This is a genomic window from Streptomyces albiaxialis (assembly GCF_039530985.1).
Taxonomy (GTDB): Bacteria; Actinomycetota; Actinomycetes; order Streptomycetales; family Streptomycetaceae; genus Streptomyces; species Streptomyces albiaxialis.
Genome location: NZ_BAAAPE010000029.1, coordinates 46,158 through 65,018 on the forward strand (window position 1 = coordinate 46,158; position 18,861 = coordinate 65,018).

General features: G+C 72.2%; 17 protein-coding genes. 3 read left to right on the plus strand and 14 right to left on the minus strand.

The window, feature by feature from the left end; genetic code table 11:
* The 7 genes from truB to rimP form a co-directional block, all read right to left on the minus strand.
* Positions 1 to 930 (minus strand): tRNA pseudouridine(55) synthase TruB, encoded by a 930-nt coding sequence (gene truB, locus ABD343_RS39205; protein ID WP_344535521.1) that lies wholly within the window; start codon positions 928 to 930, stop codon positions 1 to 3.
* Between the two features lie 4 nt (positions 931 to 934).
* Entirely contained in the window at positions 935 to 1,390 is a 456-nt protein-coding gene (gene rbfA, locus ABD343_RS39210) for a 30S ribosome-binding factor RbfA (RefSeq protein WP_344535522.1), read from the minus strand.
* 22 nt (positions 1,391 to 1,412) lie between these two features.
* On the minus strand, positions 1,413 to 1,709 hold the full coding sequence (locus ABD343_RS39215; protein ID WP_344535524.1) for a DUF503 domain-containing protein: 297 nt from the start codon (positions 1,707 to 1,709) through the stop codon (positions 1,413 to 1,415).
* 146 nt (positions 1,710 to 1,855) lie between these two features.
* The gene (gene infB, locus ABD343_RS39220) at positions 1,856 to 4,966 is read right to left on the minus strand and encodes a translation initiation factor IF-2 (RefSeq protein ID WP_344535525.1); all 3,111 of its coding nucleotides are present in this window, start codon (positions 4,964 to 4,966) and stop codon (positions 1,856 to 1,858) included.
* 154 nt (positions 4,967 to 5,120) lie between these two features.
* Positions 5,121 to 5,417, minus strand: a complete 297-nt coding sequence (locus ABD343_RS39225) for a YlxR family protein (protein ID WP_344535527.1) — start codon at positions 5,415 to 5,417, stop codon at positions 5,121 to 5,123.
* A gap of 95 nt (positions 5,418 to 5,512) precedes the next feature.
* Entirely contained in the window at positions 5,513 to 6,541 is a 1,029-nt protein-coding gene (gene nusA / locus ABD343_RS39230) for a transcription termination factor NusA (RefSeq protein ID WP_344535528.1), read from the minus strand.
* A 2-nt stretch (positions 6,542 to 6,543) separates the two neighbouring features.
* Positions 6,544 to 7,089, minus strand: a complete 546-nt coding sequence (rimP, locus tag ABD343_RS39235; RefSeq protein WP_344535529.1) for a ribosome maturation factor RimP — start codon at positions 7,087 to 7,089, stop codon at positions 6,544 to 6,546.
* Between the two features lie 270 nt (positions 7,090 to 7,359).
* On the opposite strand from rimP, the gene ABD343_RS39240 reads away from it, so the two are divergent.
* Genes ABD343_RS39240 through ABD343_RS39250 form a run of 3 tightly spaced genes read left to right on the plus strand, consistent with a single transcriptional unit; the run spans position 7,360 to position 9,494 of the window.
* Entirely contained in the window at positions 7,360 to 8,001 is a 642-nt protein-coding gene (locus tag ABD343_RS39240) for a hypothetical protein (protein ID WP_344535531.1), read from the plus strand.
* Positions 7,998 to 8,504, plus strand: coding sequence for a ferritin-like domain-containing protein (locus ABD343_RS39245; RefSeq protein ID WP_344535532.1), 507 nt, complete (start codon positions 7,998 to 8,000; stop codon positions 8,502 to 8,504). The genes ABD343_RS39240 and ABD343_RS39245 overlap by 4 nt, the downstream gene beginning before the upstream one ends.
* A 27-nt stretch (positions 8,505 to 8,531) precedes the next feature.
* Positions 8,532 to 9,494, plus strand: a complete 963-nt coding sequence (locus tag ABD343_RS39250; protein ID WP_344535534.1) for an aminoglycoside phosphotransferase family protein — start codon at positions 8,532 to 8,534, stop codon at positions 9,492 to 9,494.
* A gap of 27 nt (positions 9,495 to 9,521) precedes the next feature.
* Here ABD343_RS39250 and ABD343_RS39255 read toward each other — a convergent pair whose 3' ends face one another.
* The 7 genes from ABD343_RS39255 to ABD343_RS39285 all read right to left on the minus strand — a co-directional run bounded on the left by ABD343_RS39255 (position 9,522) and on the right by ABD343_RS39285 (position 18,847).
* On the minus strand, positions 9,522 to 11,243 hold the full coding sequence (locus tag ABD343_RS39255) for a proline--tRNA ligase (RefSeq protein WP_344535536.1): 1,722 nt from the start codon (positions 11,241 to 11,243) through the stop codon (positions 9,522 to 9,524).
* A gap of 85 nt (positions 11,244 to 11,328) precedes the next feature.
* Complete coding sequence (locus ABD343_RS39260; RefSeq protein WP_344535537.1) at positions 11,329 to 11,898, minus strand: GNAT family N-acetyltransferase; 570 nt, start codon at positions 11,896 to 11,898, stop codon at positions 11,329 to 11,331.
* Positions 11,899 to 11,939: 41 nt separating this feature from the next.
* Complete coding sequence (locus ABD343_RS39265; protein WP_344535538.1) at positions 11,940 to 12,785, minus strand: GNAT family N-acetyltransferase; 846 nt, start codon at positions 12,783 to 12,785, stop codon at positions 11,940 to 11,942.
* A gap of 132 nt (positions 12,786 to 12,917) precedes the next feature.
* Positions 12,918 to 14,075 carry a flavodoxin-dependent (E)-4-hydroxy-3-methylbut-2-enyl-diphosphate synthase gene (gene ispG, locus ABD343_RS39270; protein ID WP_344535539.1) on the minus strand — a complete coding sequence of 386 codons (1,158 nt, stop codon included), beginning with the start codon at positions 14,073 to 14,075 and terminating at the stop codon, positions 12,918 to 12,920.
* Between the two features lie 180 nt (positions 14,076 to 14,255).
* Positions 14,256 to 15,560, minus strand: a complete 1,305-nt coding sequence (locus ABD343_RS39275; protein WP_344535541.1) for a M50 family metallopeptidase — start codon at positions 15,558 to 15,560, stop codon at positions 14,256 to 14,258.
* The gene (gene dxr, locus ABD343_RS39280) at positions 15,557 to 16,825 is read right to left on the minus strand and encodes a 1-deoxy-D-xylulose-5-phosphate reductoisomerase (RefSeq protein WP_344535543.1); all 1,269 of its coding nucleotides are present in this window, start codon (positions 16,823 to 16,825) and stop codon (positions 15,557 to 15,559) included. The genes ABD343_RS39275 and dxr overlap by 4 nt, the downstream gene beginning before the upstream one ends.
* A gap of 105 nt (positions 16,826 to 16,930) precedes the next feature.
* Positions 16,931 to 18,847, minus strand: a complete 1,917-nt coding sequence (locus ABD343_RS39285) for an acyl-CoA dehydrogenase family protein (protein ID WP_344535544.1) — start codon at positions 18,845 to 18,847, stop codon at positions 16,931 to 16,933.
* Between the last annotated feature and the right edge of the window lie 14 nt (positions 18,848 to 18,861).

Sequence of the window (18,861 nt, forward strand, 5' to 3'; positions counted from 1 at the left end):
TCAGACGAAGACGGCGAGGCTCTTCGCCCGCCCCTTCGCCTCCTCGACCAGCGCGACGAACCGGTCGCCCGGCCCGAAGACCGCCACAGGCCCGGAGCCCCGGTCGCGGTCGGCAGGCATCCTCAACTGGGCCCCGTTGCCGATCAGCCGGGCCTGCTCCTCGTCGACGTCCCAGCGCGGGAACGCCGCGGCGGCGGCCTCCCCCAGCGGGAGCAGCGGAAGCGGCTCCTCCTTGTCGACATGTGCCTGAAGCTCTTCGAGCGTGTGCGCCCCGTCCAGCCCGTACGGCCCCACACGGGTGCGGCGCAGCGCCGTCAGGTGCCCGCCGGTGCCGAGCCCGGCGCCCAGATCGCGCGCCAGCGCCCGTACGTACGTGCCCGAGGAGCACACCACCGAGACCAGGAGGTCGGTGACGGGCGTGCCGTCCTCGGCGGTGTCCTCGCGCATCTCCAGGACCTGGAAGGAGGAGACGGTGACGGGGCGGGGCGGCAGTTCGACGTCCTCGCCCTCGCGCACGCGCGCGTAGGCCCTCTTGCCGTCCACCTTCACCGCGCTCACCTTCGACGGGACCTGCATCAGGTCCCCGGTGAGCTTGGCGACGCCCGCGTCCACCGCCTCACGGGCGAGCCCCGAGGCACCGGCCGAGGCGGTGAACTCGCCCTCGGCGTCCTCGGTGACGGTGTCCTGCCCGAGCCGCACGGACGCGACGTACTGCTTGTCGGTCAGCGCGAGGTGGCCGAGCAGCCGGGTCGCCTTCTCGGTGCCGATGACGAGCACACCGGTCGCCATCGGGTCCAGCGTCCCCGCGTGCCCCACACGACGCGTACGGGCCATGCCGCGCAGCTTGGCCACGACGTCGTGCGAGGTGAACCCGGCGGGCTTGTCGACGACGAGGAGCCCGCCGGGGCCGTTGTCTCTCTTGCGTGCCACCGGCTCAGACGTCCCCGTCCTCGTCCTCTTCGCCCGCCTCTCCGGGCTTGCGGTACGGGTCGGCCTCTCCCGCGTAGGACGCGCCGGAGGAGGCCTTGCGGACCTCCTCGTCGGCCGCCTTGGCGCGGGCGAGCGCCTCGTCGATCGTCTTCGCGTTCTCCGGGAGCGCGTCCGCCACGAAGGTGAGGCTGGGCGTGTGCTTCACGCCCGCCGCGGCGCCGACGGCCGAGCGGAGCACGCCCTTGGCGCTCTCCAGGCCGGCCGCGGCCGCCTTGCGGTCCTCCTCGTCGCCGTAGACCGTGTAGAAGACCGTGGCCTCCCGCAGGTCGCCGGTGACCCTGGTGTCCGTGACGGTCACATGTGTGCCGAGCCGCGGGTCCTTGATGCCCCGGTGCAGCTTCTCCGCGACCACCTCACGGATGAGGTCCGCGAGCTTCTTAGCCCGAGCGTTGTCGGCCACTGGTCCGTCTCCTTGCTGATGCTTATGCGTCGTCATCGGTGTGGAACCGCCTGCGTACGGACAGCAGCTCCACCTCTGGCCGCGCGGCGACGAGCCGCTCGCAGCGGTCCAGCACTTCGGTGAGGTGCCCCGCGTCCCCGGAGACCGCCGCGAGGCCGATACCGGCCCTGCGGTAGAGGTCCTGATCGCCGGTCTCCGCGACGCTCACCGCGTACTTGCGGTGCAGCTCGGCGACGATCGGGCGGACGACGGAGCGCTTCTCCTTCAGCGACCGTACGTCGCCGAGGAGCAGATCGAAGGACAGAGTCCCTACGTACATACGGTGCGGGTACAGCCACCCGGGGGGCGTGAGAGGTGCGTGCGGGTCACTCGAACCGTACACGCAACGGCCGGGGCCGATCGACGGAAATAAGTCTCCGCCGACCGGCCCCGGCACCGAGTTACCGGATCAGTCGCGCCGCTGTGTCAGCCGCGCGGCTTTTCCCGCATCTCGTAGGTCGCGATGATGTCGTCGACCTTGATGTCGTTGAAGGAACCGAGGTTGATACCGCCCTCGAAGCCCTCGCGGATCTCGGTGACATCGTCCTTGAAGCGGCGCAGGCCCTCGATGTTGAGGTTCTCCGCCACGACCTTGCCGTCGCGCACGAGGCGTGCCTTGGTGTTCCTCTTGACCTCGCCGGAGCGGATCATGACACCGGCGATGTTGCCCAGCTTGGAGGAGCGGAAGACCTCGCGGATCTCGGCGGTGCCGAGCTCCACCTCCTCGTACTCCGGCTTGAGCATGCCCTTCAGGGCCGCCTCGATCTCCTCGATGACCTGGTAGATCACCGAGTAGTAGCGGACGTCGACGCCCTCGCGCTCGGCCATCTGCGTCGCGCGCCCCTCGGCGCGGACGTTGAAGCCGATCACGATCGCGTCGGAGCCGGTCGCCAGGTCGATGTCGGTCTCGGTGACCGCACCCACACCGCGGTGCAGGATGCGCAGGTCCACCTCTTCGCCGACGTCGAGCTGGAGCAGCGAGGACTCCAGGGCCTCGACCGAACCGGACGCGTCGCCCTTGATGATGAGGTTGAGCTGCTGCACCTCGCCCGCCTTGAGCACCTTGTCCAGGTCCTCCAGCGAGACGCGGCGGGTCCGCTTGGCGAAGGCGGCGTTGCGCTCGCGGGCGGCGCGCTTCTCGGCGATCTGACGGGCCGTACGGTCCTCGTCGACCACCAGGAAGTTGTCGCCCGCGCCCGGGACGTTGGTGAGACCGAGCACCAGGACGGGGGTCGAGGGACCCGCCTCCTTGATGTTCTCTCCCTTGTCGTCGAGCATCGCGCGGACCCTGCCGTAGGCGTCGCCCACGACCATGGTCTCGCCGACCTTGAGCGTGCCGCGCTGGACCAGCACGGTCGCCACGGCGCCGCGGCCGCGGTCGAGGTGGGCCTCGATCGCGATGCCCTGCGCGTCCTGGTCGGGGTTGGCCCGCAGGTCGAGCGAGGCGTCCGCGGTCAGGACCACGGCCTCCAGCAGCTCCTCGATGTTCAGCCCCTGGCGCGCGGAGATGTCGACGAACATCGTGTCGCCGCCGTACTCCTCGGCCACCAGGCCGTACTCGGTGAGCTGGCCGCGCACCTTGGTCGGGTCGGCGCCCTCGACGTCGATCTTGTTGACCGCGACGACGATCGGGACCTCGGCCGCCTTGGCGTGGTTCAGCGCCTCGACGGTCTGCGGCATCACGCCGTCGTTCGCCGCGACCACGAGGATCGCGATGTCCGTCGACTTGGCACCGCGCGCACGCATGGCGGTGAACGCCTCGTGACCCGGGGTGTCGATGAAGGTGATCTTGCGCTCTTCGCCGTTCACCTCGGTCGACGCCTGGTAGGCACCGATGTGCTGGGTGATGCCGCCGGCCTCGCCCTCGATGACGTTCGTCTTCCGGATGGCGTCCAGAAGGCGCGTCTTACCGTGGTCGACGTGACCCATGACGGTCACCACCGGGGGACGCGCGGCCAGGTTCTCCTCGCCGCCCTCGTCCTCGCCGAACTCGATGTCGAAGGACTCGAGCAGCTCGCGGTCCTCCTCCTCGGGGCTGACGATCTGAACCGTGTAGTTCATCTCGTCGCCGAGGAGCTGGAGCGTCTCGTCGGAGACCGACTGGGTCGCTGTGACCATCTCGCCCAGGTTGAACATCACCTGGACCAGCGACGCCGGGTTGGCGTTGATCTTCTCCGCGAAGTCCGTCAGCGAGGCACCACGCGACAGCCGGACGGTCTCGCCCTTGCCGCGCGGCAGCATCACGCCGCCGACCGACGGCGCCTGCATCTGCTCGTACTCCTGGCGCCTCTGCCGCTTCGACTTGCGGCCGCGACGGGCCGGTCCGCCGGGACGGCCGAAGGCGCCCTGCGTGCCACCGCGGCCACCGGGACCGCCGGGACGGCCGGCGAAGCCCGGACGGCCACCGCCGCCGGGACGGCCGCCGAAGCCGCCGCCACCGCCCGGACGGCCACCGCCGCCCGGACCGCCGCCGCCACCGGGACGGCCGCCGAAGCCGCCGCCACCGCCCGGACGGCCACCGCCGCCGGGACGACCGCCGCCGCCACCGGGGCCACCGCGGCCGGGACCGCCGCCACCGGGACGCGGGCCCGCGGCGGGACGCTGCGGCATCATGCCCGGGTTCGGGCGGTTGCCACCGCCGCCGCCCGGACGCGGGCCGCCCTGCGGGGCCTGCGGACGCGGCATGTTGCCCGGGGTGGCGCGACCGCCGCCCGGGGCCTGCGGACGCGGGCCGCCGCCCTGCGCACCGCCGCCGGGACCCTGGCCCGGCTTGGGCGCGCCCGGCTTCGGGGCGCCCGGCTTGGGGGCACCGCCCGGACGGGGCGCCTGCGGGCGCGCCATGCCGGTGGAACCACCCGACGTGAAGGGGTTGTTGCCCGGACGCGGACCCGAGGGGCGCGCACCCGGCTTGGGGCCCTGACCGCCCGGCTTCGGGCCGCGCTGGCCCTCACCGCGACCGCCCTGACCCTGACCGCCCTGACCGCCCTGGCCACCCGGCTTGGGGGCCTGGCCCGGCTTCGGCGCCTGGCCCGGCTTCGGGGCACCCGGACGCGGGGCCTGCTGCTGCGCGGGCGGCGCGGTGAACTCCGGCTTCGCCGGGGTCACGGGCTGCGCGGGGCTCGGCTTGGCAGGGGTCGCCGGGGCCTTCGGGCCCGGCTTCGGGGCACCCGGAGCGGGCGCCTCGGATGTCGTGCCCTCGTCGGCCGCCGGCGTGACCGGGGCCTCGGGGCTCTTCGGGGCGCCCGGCTTGGGGGCACCCGGCTTGGGAGCCGCGCTCGCACCCGGCTTGGGTGCGGTCGGCGCGGCGGGCTTCGCGGCGGCCTGCTGGGGCGCCGCGGGCTTCGCTGCGGACTTCTTCTTGGCGCCGTTGGCACCAGAGCCCGCGTCGAACGCGTCAGTCAGTTTGCGGACTACCGGCGCCTCGATCGTCGAGGACGCCGAACGGACGAATTCACCAAGTTCTTGGAGCTTGGCCATGACGACCTTGCTCTCTACCCCAAGCTCCTTGGCGAGCTCGTATACCCGGACCTTAGCCACTTCGCTCCTTACGGCCCGGGGGATCGTCCGCCGGACCTTCGCTACTTATGCATGGGCGTACTCATCGCGTACTCATCGAGTGCTCATCGCAATCTCGACCTACTTCCAACTCGCGAGGTACCACTCCCGCACGGCGGTCCCGTGCGGGCCTGTCTTACGGTGCTGCCTGATCGGCCTGCTCCATCCGTTCCACGTGCTCGCGCAGATCCGCGATGTCGAACGGACCCGGACCCCGGAAGGCCCTGTTGAACGCCCGGCGGCGGACGGCCTGCTCCAGGCAGGCCGAGACGGGATGCAGATACGCACCCCGGCCGGGCAGCGTACCGCGAAGATCGGGGATACAGCTTCCCCCGGTCAGCACCACACGCAACAGACCGCGTTTGTCCGAGCGCTCCCGGCAACCCACACATGTTCGCTGAGGGCACGCCCTGGCGCGCGTCCGGCCAGACACTTCTTAAGTCTACCTCCCCGAAGCGCCCGACCCCTTGGGGGGTAAGGGCGTCGTTACTCTCCCGAGTCCTGCGGCGCCGCCGCGGGCCCCGGGGCTCAGCCCTGCTCGGCCGCGCGGTCCCGCGCCGGGCCCGGCTCCGGGGCACCGCCGTCGGCCGTGTCCGGGCGGATGTCGATGCGCCAGCCGGTCAGCCGGGCGGCGAGACGGGCGTTCTGCCCCTCTTTGCCGATGGCGAGCGAGAGCTGGTAGTCCGGCACGGTCACCCGGGCCGAGCGGGCGGCGAGGTCCACGATCTCGACCTTGCTGACCCGGGCCGGGGAGAGTGCGTTGGCCACCAGCTCCGCCGGGTCCTCGGACCAGTCGACGATGTCGATCTTCTCGCCGTGCAGCTCCGCCATGACGTTGCGCACACGGCCGCCCATCGGGCCGATGCAGGCGCCCTTCGCGTTGAGCCCCGAGCGCGTGGAGCGTACGGCGATCTTGGTGCGGTGACCGGCCTCACGGGCGATGGCCGAGATCTCGACCGAGCCGTCCGCGATCTCCGGGACCTCCAGCTCGAAGAGCTTCTTCACCAGGTTCGGGTGGGTGCGCGAGAGCGTCACGGACGGGCCGCGCACGCCCTTGGCGACCCGCACCACATAGGTACGCAGGCGCGTCCCGTGTGCGTAGTCCTCACCCGGCACCTGCTCCTGCGGGGGGAGGATCGCCTCCAGTTTGCCGATGTCGACCAGCACGCTCTTGGGGTCCTTGCCCTGCTGCACGACGCCCGCGACGACATCGCCCTCGCGCCCGGCGTACTCGCCGAAGGTGACCTCCTCCTCGGCGTCCCGCAGCCGCTGGAGGATGACCTGCTTCGCGGTCGTCGCGGCGATCCGGCCGAAGCCCGACGGGGTGTCGTCGAACTCGCGGGGCTCGGCGCCCTCCTCCAGGTCGTCCGCGCTCTCCTTGGCCCAGACCGTGACGTGGCCCGTCTTCTGGTTCAGCTCCACCCGGGCGTCGCGCCTGCTGCCGTCGGTGCGGTGGTACGCGATGAGGAGAGCCGACTCGATCGCCTCGACCAGCAGATCGAGGGAGATCTCCTTCTCCCGCACCAGCCCTCGCAGGGCACTCATATCGATGTCCACGGCTACGCCTCCTCCTGGCTCTCGTCGTCTGCGGCCGCGGACTTCTGCTGCGCTTTTTCAGCGGCCTTGCGATTGAACTCGATCTCCACGCGCGCCTTCTCGATCTCGCCGAAGGCGAGGCGGCGCTCCGTGGGCTTGCGTCCCTTGACGCCCGGCACTTCCAGGTCGACGCCCTCGTCGTCCACGCCGGTGATACGGGCGGTCAGCTCGCCGCCCCCGGCCTCCTCGGTCAGCCGGGCCTTGATCAGCCGCCCGACGGCGCGGCGGTAGTGCCGCTGCTCGGTCAGGGGGCGGTCGGCGCCGGGAGAGGTGACCTCCAGCACATACGGGGAGCCGCCCATGGCGTCGGTCTCGTCCAGCACACCGGACAGCTCCCGGCTCAGCTCCGCGCAGGCGTCGAGCTGGACCCCGTCGTCAGCGTCCACGACGACACGCAGAACGCGCCGCTTTCCCGCCGGGGTCACCTCGATCTCTTCGAGATCGAACCCCCTCTTGCTGACAAGCGGTTCCAGCAGTCCGCGCAGCCTCTCGCTCTGGGTGGTGCTCATCCGGGTGACTCCTCGGCCGCGTGTGCTGTTGTAGGGGGCCTGTGACGGGGGCGTGTCGCCGCCCAAGCCTATCGTCTGTGGCGCGCTGCGCCGACCCGGCGGGGACAGCCGGGATGTGTGGGACGTCCGGGTACGCATGGGGCGTGGCGGGGTGGCCGACGGAACGGTGGGAGCGCGCACGGGTACGCTCGCGTGGCGGTGATCACCGCCACGCGACGCTCATATGTACGGGCGAGGCCCTCGGCCGGGCCCCTAGCCAGGGAGTGCACCATGCCGCTCACGCCGTCCACGCTCGCCGCGGGCCTGCGCCGGCGGTCCCTTCTGGCCGGGGCCCTGAGCACCGCCGGACTCGGAACCTCCGCCCTCGTCGCGGGCTGCACCGGGGACTCCGGCGGGACCACCGACGCCGAGCACACGGCGGCCGTACGCCGCGCGCGGCTGCGGGCCGCGCGCGAGAGCGAGGCGCTGCTCGCGCGCTACGACGGCACGGCCGCCGCCCACACCGCGCTCGCCGCGCGGCTGAGGCCCCTGCGGGACGCCGTGGCGCGGCACGCGGAGACGCTCCGCGCGGGCGCCTCCGAGGACGCCTCGCGCTCGCCCTCCGGTTCGCCCCCGGGCTCCGCCTCCCCCGGCTCGCCGCGCCCGTCGGCGACGCCCAGCCCCTCGGGCCGGGACGCGGAGAAGGCGCCGGACAAGGCGGCCGTGCCCGGCGACGAGAAGGAGGCGCTGCGCGCGCTGGCCGGCGCCGAACGGCGGCTGGCCGACTCCCGTACGAAGGCGCTCGCCGAGGCCCCGCCCGAGCTGGCCCGGCTCCTCGCCTCGATCGCCGCCGCGGACGCCGCGCACGCCTGGCTCCTCGACGAGGAGAAGCCCGGGGACGAGAAGGACGGCAGGAACGGGGACGAGGGATGAAGCAGCTCGACGCGGTCCAGGCCGCGCTGCGCGCCGAGCACGCGACCGTCTACGGCTACGGGGTCGTCGGCGGACGCGTCGACGAGGACCGCAAGCAGGAGGCCCGCGAGGCGTACGACGCGCACCGCGCGCGCCGGGACGCCCTCCGCCGCGCCGTGCGCGACCTCGGCGGCGAGCCCGAACCGGCCGCCGCGGCCTACGCCTTGCCCTTCGCCGTCCCCGACGGCGCCGCCGCCGTGCGGCTCGCCGCCGAGCTGGAGGACCGGCTCGCGGGGGTGTACGCCGACCTGGTGCGGGCAAGCGAGGGAACGCGGCGGCGGGACGCCGCGGGGGCGCTGCGCGAGGCCGCCATCCGGTCGACGCGCTGGAAGGGAAGCGGCGTAGCCTTCCCTGGGCTCCCCGAGCTCGGCGCCTCCGAGGCGGCGCCGCCCGCCCCGTCGGGGTCGCCCTCCGGCGCGCCCTCGGCCTCACCGAGCGGCACGGGCGCCCCGGACACGCTCTGACCCTTCCCTCGAAAGGCCCGTCCAGGAATGGCTTCCGCACTGCCTCTCGATCCGCCGCAGCGGCTCGTACGCGCCCTGGAGGCGCAGCCCGACGCGGGGGCGGTCACGACGGCCGACGCCTGGCTGGCAGGGCTCTCCGGGCTCGTGCGGCGCTGGCTGGAGAGGTGGGAGCTGACGGCCGAGCGCGTGGTCTCCCCCGGCGGCCGCAGCAGCGTGGTGGTGCTGGTCCGGCAGGCCGACGGCACCCCGGCGGCGCTGAAACTGGTCGCGCCCGACGGCGCGCCCGTACGCGAACGGGCCCTGCGCGAGAGCACGGCCCTGACCCGCTGGCACGGGCTGTGCGCGGTCCGGCTCGTACGGGCCGAACCGGAGGAGGGCGTGCTGCTGCTGGAGCGGCTGCACGGCGAGGTGTCGCTGCGCTCCCTGCCGGAGGCGAAGGCCACGCTGGAGGCGCTGTCGATCGTACGGCGCCTGTGGGTGCCCGCCGGGCCGGACGACATGGCGGACGGCACGGTGTTCGAGACCGTCGCCGCGCACACTGGGCGCGAGGCGGCGCTGATGCGCGCGGCCGCGCCCGAGGAGGTACGGCCGCTGGTGGACGCGGCGCTGGAGGCCCGCGCCGAGCTGCTGGCGAACGAGCCGGAGGACGGCGAACGGGTGCTGCTGCACGGCGACTTCCGGCAGGGCGCCGTCCTCGGCGGGGGCGAGCGCGCGCCGTGGCTCGCCGTCGGACCCGACCCGCTGGTGGGCGAGCCCGCCTACGATCTGGCGCGGCTCGCCCGCGACCGGCTGCACGACCTGATGGCGTCCAGCGGCGCCGCGTCCTCCTCGCGGCGCCGCGTCCACAAGCTCGCCGACTCGCTCGACGTCGACCGCGACCGGGTACGGGGCTGGACCCTGTACCGGGCGGTCGAGTCGGGCGTGCGCAACCTCGCCTGCGGGAACCGCGAGGACGGCGAAATGCTCCTCGACTTCGCGACCTGGCTCTAGGCCTGCCCGGCACGGGGCCGGGCAGGCCTACGACTCCTCGGCGTACGCCTTCAGCCTGGTGATCGCCTCGTCCAGGGGGAGCTCTTCCTTCTCGCCCGTGCGGCGGTCCTTCAGCTCGTAGAGGCCGTCCTTGATGCCGCGGCCCGCGACGAGGATCTTGGGGACGCCGATCAGCTCCGCGTCGGTGAACTTCACGCCCGGGGAGACCCCCGCGCGGTCGTCCACGAGGACGCGGAGGCCCGCGGCGCCCAGCTTCTCGGCGGCGTCGAGGGCGGCCTCGGTCTGGGCGGCCTTGCCCGCGGCGACGATGTGCACGTCGGCCGGGGCGATCTCGCGGGGCCAGCACAGGCCCTGCTCGTCGGCGTGCTGCTCGGCCAGCGCGGCGACCGCGCGGGAGACGCCGATGCCGTAGGAGCCCATGGTGACGCGGACCGGCTTGCCGTTCTGGCCGAGGACGTCGAGCTCGAAGGCCTCGGCGTACTTGCGGCCGAGCTGGAAGATGTGGCCGATCTCGATCGCGCGGTCCAGCTCGATGCCCTCGCCGCAGTTCGGGCAGGGGTCGCCGGGCTCGACCACGACGACGTCGAGGTACTGGTCGACCTCGAAGTCCCGGCCGCACACGACGTTCTTCGCGTGCTTGCCGTCCTCGTTGGCCCCCGTGATCCAGGAGGTGCCCGGCGCGACGCGGGGGTCGGCGAGATAGCGGAACGCCTTGCCCGCCATGCCGTCCTGCGGGCCGATGTAGCCCCGTACGAGGTCGTCGCGGCCGACGAAGTCCTCGGCGGTGACCAGCTCGACCTCGGCCGGGGCGAGGATCTCCGCCAGCTTGCCCATGTCGACCTCGCGGTCGCCGGGGACGCCGACGGCGGTGATCTCGCCGTCGACCTTCACCAGCAGGTTCTTCAGCGTGGCCGAGGCCGGGACGCCCAGGTGTGCGGCGAGGGTCTCGATGGTGGGGGTGTCCGGGGTGTCGAGCTTCTCGACGGCCGGGTGGCCCTCGGTCGGGGAGGGCGCGACGGTGACGGAGACGGCCTCGGTGTTGGCCGCGTATCCGCAGGCGGCGCACTGTGCGAAGGTGTCCTCGCCCGCGGGGGCCGGGGCCAGGAACTCCTCGGAGGCCGAGCCGCCCATCGCGCCGGAGATCGCCGAGACGATGCGGAAGTCGAGGCCGAGACGGCGGAAGATCTTCTGGTACGCCTCGCGGTGCAGCTTGTAGGACTCCTCCAGCGCCTCGTCGGAGACGTCGAAGCTGTACGAGTCCTTCATCGTGAACTCGCGGCCGCGCAGGATCCCGGCGCGGGGGCGGGCCTCGTCCCGGTACTTCGTCTGGATCTGGTACAGGATCACGGGCAGGTCCTTGTAGGACGTGCACTGGTCCTTGACCGTCTGGGTGAAGATCTCCTCGTGCGTGGGCCCGAGGAGGTATTCGCCGCCCTTGCGGTCCTTGAGGCGGAAGAGGAGGTCGCCGTACTCCTCGTAGCGCCCCGAGACCTCGTAGGGCTCCTTGGGGAGGAGGGCCGGGAGGAGGACTTCCTGGCCGCCGATGGCGTCCATCTCCTCGCGCACGACCCGCGTGACGTTCTCCAGCACCTGCTTGCCGAGCGGCAGCCAGGTCCAGATCCCGGCGGCGGCACGGCGCACGTATCCGGCGCGGACGAGCAGCTTGTGGTTGAGCGTCTCCGCGTCCGCCGGGTCGTCCCGCAGCGTCTTCAGCATCGACCGGGACAAGCGCTGGACACGGGCTGCCATGGGGTACTCCTGCTCGGGGCCTGGAAAGGGAGAGATGAGTACGGAGCCTATCGGCCCGCGCCCGCCGCACGGAAATGCGTTCCGCTCAGCTCCTCGGCAGCGGCAGCCAGGCCCCCATCACCGCGTACGGGTTCGGCGCACTCGGGAACATGACCCTGCGCGCCAGGTCCTGGTAGCCCAGGCTGCGGTAGAGGGCGCGGGCCGGGCTGTCGGTGTCGATGGCGGAGAGCAGCGAGCGGGGTTCGGCGGCGCCGTCGGTGAGCGTCGTGATGAGGGAACGTCCCAGCCCGCGGTGCTGGAAGGCGGGGTGGACGTGCAGCTCGGTGATGACGAAGGAGTCGCTCAGCCAGGCGTCGTGCCCCTCCTGGCGCAGATAGGGGTGGACGACGGTGGACCACCACTGCGTGCGGTCGTTGGGCATCCCGTAGACGAAGCCGACGAGGCGGCCGCCCTCCAGTGTGGCGCCGAGGGCGCGGGCGCCGGGCGAGGTCATGTGGCGCTGCACGATGTGCCTGCGGACGCCGATCTCGTCGTCGGTGAGGCCGAAGGCGACCGCCTGCACCGCGAGGGCGTCGTCCACGCGGGCGGCGAGGTCGAGCGGGCCGATGACCGGCTTCCGTGGGTCCGGGGGCGGCCCCCCGGATGTATGCAGCATGGCCGGGAGGCTACTTCCTCCGCCCCTCTGGGCACAGCACGTCAGAACAGCACACTCATGAACGCCCCCACCTCGCGGAAGCCGACGCGGCGGTAGGCGGCGCGGGCGGGGGTGTTGTAGTCGTTCACGTAGAGGCTCACGACGGGGGCGATGTCGCGCAGCGCGTACCCGATCACGGCGGCCATCCCGGTCTCGGAGAGGCCTTCGCCGCGCCGCTCGGGGGCCACCCAGACACCCTGGATCTGGCAGGCGAGGGGGGTGGCGGCGCCGATCTCGGCCTTGAAGACGACCTGGCCGTCCTCGATGCGCGCGAACGAGCGTCCGGAGCCGACGAGTTCCGCGACGCGCGCCTGGTAGACCAGCCCGCCGTCCCCGGCGAGCGGCGAGACGCCGACCTCCTCGGTGAACATCGCGACGCACGCGGGCAGCACGATGTCCATCTCGTTCTTGGCGATACGGCGCACGTACGGGTCGGGCTCGATGCCGGACGGCATGTGCTCGGTGACCATCAGCGGCTGGTTGCGCCGGACCTCGCGGGCCGGGCCCCAGTGCGGTTCGAGGTACGCCCAGAGCGCGGCCGTCGGCCCGGCGGGGCCGACGATCGACGAGCAGCGCCGGCCCTGGCGCCGGGCGCGCTCGGCGAAGGCGCGGACGGCCTCGGGTCCGGCGCAGAGCGGGACGAGATTGGCGCCCGCGTAGCACAGGGCCTCCAGGCGCCCGTCGACGTACCAGCCCCACATCTCGCCGCCGAGCCGCCAGGGGTCGAGGCCGGAGGCCTGGACGCGCGAGGCCACGAAGGCGTTGTTGACGGGCTCGCGCCGCAGCACGGCGAGCACCTCGTCGAGCTCAGCCGGCTCGACGACCCGGGTGGAGGTGGTGGTCAACAAGGTGTCGGTGCCTCACCGTGCGGTCCAGGGGAGAGAAGGAACGATCTCTCGCACTGTACCTCCGGGCGCGGCGGCTTGGCGCGGCGTCGGTGGCGGCGTCGGCGGTGGGCGGTGGCGGCGCGGGCGGTGGGGTCAGCCGGCGGTGGTGACGACGGGTTCGCCGGAGGCGACGCCGTCCTTCTCCATCTGTTCGGCGATCTTCATGGCCTCGTCGATGAGGGTCTCGACGATCTTGGATTCGGGGACGGTCTTGATGACCTCGCCCTTGACGAAGATCTGGCCCTTGCCGTTGCCGGAGGCGACGCCCAGGTCGGCCTCGCGGGCCTCGCCCGGGCCGTTGACGACGCAGCCCATCACGGCCACGCGCAGCGGGACCTCCATGCCCTCCAGGCCCGCGGTGACCTCGTCGGCCAGCTTGTAGACATCCACCTGGGCGCGGCCGCAGGAGGGGCAGGAGACGATCTCCAGGCGGCGCTGGCGCAGCCCGAGGGACTCCAGGATCTGGATGCCGACCTTGCACTCCTCGGCCGGGGGCGCGGACAGCGAGACGCGGATGGTGTCGCCGATGCCCTCGGACAGCAGCGCGCCGAAGGCCACGGCGGACTTGATGGTGCCCTGGAAGGCGGGTCCGGCCTCGGTCACGCCCAGGTGCAGCGGATAGTCGCACTGGGCGGCGAGCTGCCGGTAGGCGTTGACCATCACGACCGGGTCGTTGTGCTTGACGGAGATCTTGAGGTCGCGGAAGCCGTGCTCCTCGAAGAGGGAGGCCTCCCACAGCGCGGACTCGGCCAGCGCCTCGGGGGTGGCCTTGCCGTACTTCTGCAGGAGCCGCTTGTCCAGGGATCCGGCGTTGACCCCGATACGGATGGGGGTGCCGTGGTCCTGGGCCGCGCGGGCGATCTCCTTGACCTGGTCGTCGAACTTCTTGATGTTGCCGGGGTTGACCCGCACCGCCGCGCAGCCCGCCTCGATGGCGGCGAAGACGTACTTGGGCTGGAAGTGGATGTCGGCGATCACCGGGATCTGGGACTTCTTCGCGATCACCGGGAGCGCGTCCGCGTCGTCCTGCGTGGGACACGCCACCCGCACGATCTGGCAGCCCGAGGCGGTCAGCTCGGCGATCTGCTGCAGCGTCGGGCCGATGTCGGAGGTACGGGTGGTCGTCATCGACTGCACGGACACCGGCGCGTCACCGCCGACCGCCACCGGGCCCACATGGATCTTCCGGCTGACCCTCCGGTCGGCGAGCTTGGCCGGAACATCCGGCATTCCGAGCGAAATCGCTGTCATCAGCGTGCAACCCCAACGGTGTCGTTCAGTCCCGGGTTCGACGGGCTCCAGGCCACCGAGATTACGGCACCGTCGCACCTCGGGGCACATCGATCCCCGCCGACTACGGGAAAGGGTGACGCCCCGCACCGTAAACGTGCGGGGCGCAACCGGACGAGCCGCACGCCAGGGGCCGTGCGCCTATCCCGCGAGTCTCACGGGATTCACCACGTCGGCCACCAGGACGAGCAGGGTGAAGCAGAGGAAGATCCCCGCCACGACATACGCCACGGGCATGAGCTTCGCTACGTCGAACGGGCCGGGGTCGGGCCGCCGGAAGACCTTGGCGAACATCCGCCGTACGGACTCCCACAGCGCGCCGGCGATGTGTCCGCCGTCCAGCGGGAGCAGCGGCAGCATGTTGAACAGGAACAGCGACAGGTTGAACCCGGCGACCAGGAAGAGCATCGTCGCGACGCGCTGGCTGGCGGGGATGTCGAGGGAGACGACCTCGCCGCCGACCCGGGCGGCGCCGACCACGCCCATCGGGGAGTCCTGCTTGCGCTCGCCCCCGTCGAAGGCCGCGTTCCACAGGTCGGGCACCTTGCCGGGCAGGTCGATGAGGGCCTGCACGCCGTGCTCCATCATGTCGCCCATGCGGTCCACGGCCTGCGGGAAGTCCTGCTTCACGATGCCGCTGGCCGGGGTGAAGCCGAGGAAGCCCGCCGTGACGTACTCGTCGGGGACGTAGGACCCGTTCCCGTCGGACTTGGCGACCTTGTTCTCGATGAGGTTCGCGTGCAGCGTCCTCGTCTCGCCGTCCCGCTCGACGGTGAGGGTGGCGGGGCCCGTGGTGTCGCGGATGTGCTGCTGGAGGGCGCCCCAGTCCTCGACCTTGCGGCCGTCGAAGGAGACGATCTTGTCGCCGGGCCGCAGTCCCGCGGCCTTCGCCGGGGAGTCCTTGGCGTCGCCGGGGCACTTGTCGGACTGCGCCGAGGCGGGGATCACACACTTGGAGACGGACGACACGGTCGTCGTCTGGGTGTTCACACCGAACGTCATCAGGACCGTCAGGAAGATCACGACGGCCAGGATCAGGTTCATGAACGGCCCGGCGAACATCACGATCACGCGCTTCCACGGCTTGCGCGTGTAGAGCATCCGGTGCTCGTCGCCCGGCTTCAGCTCCTCGTATGCCGCCGCGCGCGCGTCCTCGATCATGCCGCGGAACGGCGAGGTCGAGCGCTTCCTTATGGCACCGTCGTCGCCGGGCGGGAACATGCCGATCATCCGGATGTAGCCGCCGAGGGGGATCGCCTTGATGCCGTACTCGGTCTCGCCCTTGTGCTTCGACCAGATCGTCGGTCCGAAGCCGACCATGAACTGCGGCACGCGCACGCCGAACATCTTGGCGGTGGAGAAGTGCCCCAGCTCGTGCCAGGCGATGGAGAAGAGCAGGCCGACGACGAAGACGACTATGCCGAGGATGGTCATGAACGTCGTCATGCGCGGGCCTCCGCTGTCTGCGCTGTGTGCGCCTTCTGCGCCAGTTCACGGGCGCGCCGCCGCGCCCAGGTCTCGGCTTCGAGGACATCGGACAGCGTGAGCCCGGTTCCGTCCGGGGTGCCGTGCTCCTCGACCACAGCCGCCACCGTATCCACGATGCCGGTGAACGGCAGCCTCCCCGTGAGAAAGGCCTCGACGCACTCCTCGTTCGCCGCGTTGAAGACCGCGGGGGCCGTGCCGCCGAGGGCGCCCACGTGGCAGGCGAGGGGGACGGAGGGGAACGCCTCCTCGTCCAGCGGGTAGAAGTCCCAGGACATCGCCTCGGTCCAGGAGAAGACGGGCCCCGCGTCGGGCACCCGTTCGGGCCAGCCGATGCCGAGCGCGATCGGCAGCCGCATGTCCGGGGGGCCGCACTGGGCGAGCGTGGAACCGTCCGTGAACTCCACCATCGAGTGGACGGCCGACTGCGGATGGACCACGACCTGGATGCGGTCGAACGGAATGTCGTACAGCAGATGGGCCTCGATGACCTCCAGGCCCTTGTTCACCAGCGTCGCCGAGTTGATCGTGATGACCGGGCCCATGTCCCAGGTGGGGTGGGCCAGCGCGTCCTGGGGGGTGACCTCGGCCAGCTCCGCGCGCGTACGGCCGCGGAACGGGCCGCCCGAGGCGGTGACGAGAAGCTTCCGCACCTCGCCCCGCGTACCCCCCATCAGCGCCTGGAAGAGCGCCGAGTGCTCCGAGTCGACGGGCACGATCTGGCCGGGGGCCGCGAGCTCCTTGACCAGGGGGCCGCCGACGATCAGCGACTCCTTGTTGGCCAGGGCCAGCGCTCTGCCCGCCTTCAGCGCCGCGAGGGTGGGCGCGAGGCCGATGGAGCCGGTGATGCCGTTGAGCACCGTGTGGCACGGGGAGGCGGCCAGTTCGGTGGCCGCGTCGGGGCCCGCCAGCACCTCGGGCAGGGTCTCCCCCGGCCCGTACGCGGCACGCAGCGCCGCGCGCAGCTCCCCCGCCTTGTCCTCGCGGGCCACGGCGACGGTCGCCACGCGCAGTTGGCGCGCCTGCTCGGCCATCAGCTCCACGCGCCCGCCCGCGGCCGAGAGTCCGGTGACCCGGAAGCGGTCCGGGTTGCTCCGCACCACGTCCACGGCCTGGGTGCCGATCGAGCCGGTGGAGCCCAGGATCACGATGTCTCGGGGCGCACCGGCGGCGGGGGCGGCAGCGGCGGGGAAGCGCAGGTGCGGGTCAGCCAGGGAGTCGGTCATCCCCCCATTGTGTCCGCTCGCCGGAGCGGGCGGACAGCGAGGAGGCCCCCGAGGGGCCGCGCCCGTACGCGCGTACGATCGCGGCCCTCCGGTCCGGTGTCCGGGTCAGCGGATCGGGCGGTGCACGTTCTCCTTCGCGGACGGGCCAGGGGCGGCCTCGGCGATCCAGGGGCCCTCGGTCGAGGGGTCGGTGATGCCCTGCTCCAGCCAGGTGTAGGAGCCGTCGAGGACCTCGCGGACGACCTTGTGGTCGAGGTCGTCGGTGTTGTTCCACAGCCGTCCGAACAGTTCCTCGACGCGCAGCCGGGACTGGCGGCAGAAGGCGTCGGCCAGTTGGTGCGCGGCCTGCCCGTCGCTCCCCTCGGCCCGCAGCTTCTCCGCCCGTACGCAGGCGGCGCTCATGGCGAAGAGTTCGGCGCCGATGTCCACGATCCGGCCGAGGAAGCCCTGCTTGGTCTCCATCCGGCCCTGCCAGCGCGACATCGCGTAGAAGGTCGAACGGGCGAGCTTGCGCGCTGTCCGCTCCACGTAGCGCAGGTGGGGCGCGAGGGTGCCGAACTCGGCGTACGTGCGCGGGAGCTGGCCAGGGCCCGCGACGAGCTTGGGGAGCCACTTCGCGTAGAACGTGCCCGCCGCGACGGCGGCCTTGCGCTTGTCGGCGAGGGTCTTGTCCGGGTCGATGAGGTCCCCGGCTACGGACAGGTGCGCGTCCACGGCCTCGCGGGCGATCAGCAGGTGCATGATCTCGGTCGAGCCCTCGAAGATCCGGTTGATGCGCAGGTCGCGCAGGACCTGCTCGGCGGGCACGCCGCGCTCGCCGCGCGCCGCGAGGGACTCGGCCGTCTCGAAGCCCCGGCCGCCGCGGATCTGCACCAGTTCGTCGGCCATCAGCCAGGCCATCTCGCTGCCGTAGAGCTTGGCGAGGGCCGCCTCGATACGGATGTCGTTGCGGTCCTCGTCGGCCATCTGGGAGGAGAGGTCGAGGACGGCCTCCAGCGCGAAGGTCGTGGCGGCGATGAACGCGATCTTGCTGCCGACGGCCTCGTGCTTCGCGACGGGCCTGCCCCACTGGACCCGGGCCTCGGACCACTCGCGGGCGATCTTCAGGCACCACTTCCCCGCGCCGACGCAGGTGGCGGGGAGGGAGAGCCGCCCGGTGTTGAGCGTGGTGAGGGCGATCTTCAGGCCCGCGCCCTCGGGGCCGATCCTGTTGGCGGCCGGGACGCGGACCCGGTGGAAGCGGGTGACGCCGTTCTCCAGGCCCCGGAGGCCCATGAACGCGTTGCGGTTCTCGACCGTGACGCCCTCGGCGTTCCCCTCGACGACGAACGCGGTGATGCCGCCCCTGTGCCCCTCGGCCTTGCGCTCCTCGCTCTTGGGCACGCGTGCCATGACGACGAGCAGATCGGCCACGACGCCGTTGGTGGTCCACAGCTTCACGCCGTCCAGCACGTAGTCGTCCCCGTCCGGCACGGCGGTGGTGGCCAGCCGGGCGGGGTCGGAGCCGACGTCCGGCTCGGTGAGGAGGAACGCGGAGATGTCCGTACGGGCACAGCGCGGCAGGAACGCGTCCTTCTGCTCCTGGGTGCCGAAGAGCTTCACGGGCTGCGGCACGCCGATCGACTGATGCGCGGAGAGGAGGGCGCCCACGGCGGGGCTCGCGGAGCTGACCAGGGCGAGCGCCTTGTTGTAGTAGACCTGGGTGAGGCCCAGGCCGCCGTGCTCGGTGCCGACCTTCATGCCGAGCGCGCCGAGGTCCTTGAGGCCGTTCAGCACCTCGTCGGGGATGCGCGCGTCCCGCTCGATGAGGGCGCCGTCGACCTTGGCCTCCACGAACTCCCTGAGTCGGGCCAGGAACTCCTCGCCGCGCTCGACGTCCTCGGGCGGGGGCTCGGGGTGCGGGTGGATGAGGTCGAGGCGGAAGCGGCCCAGGAAGAGTTCCTTGGCGAAGCTCGGCTTGCGCCAGTCCTTCTCACGCGCTGCCTCGGCCACTTCACGTGCTTCGCGCTCGGAGACGGTCATCTCGCTCACCTCGC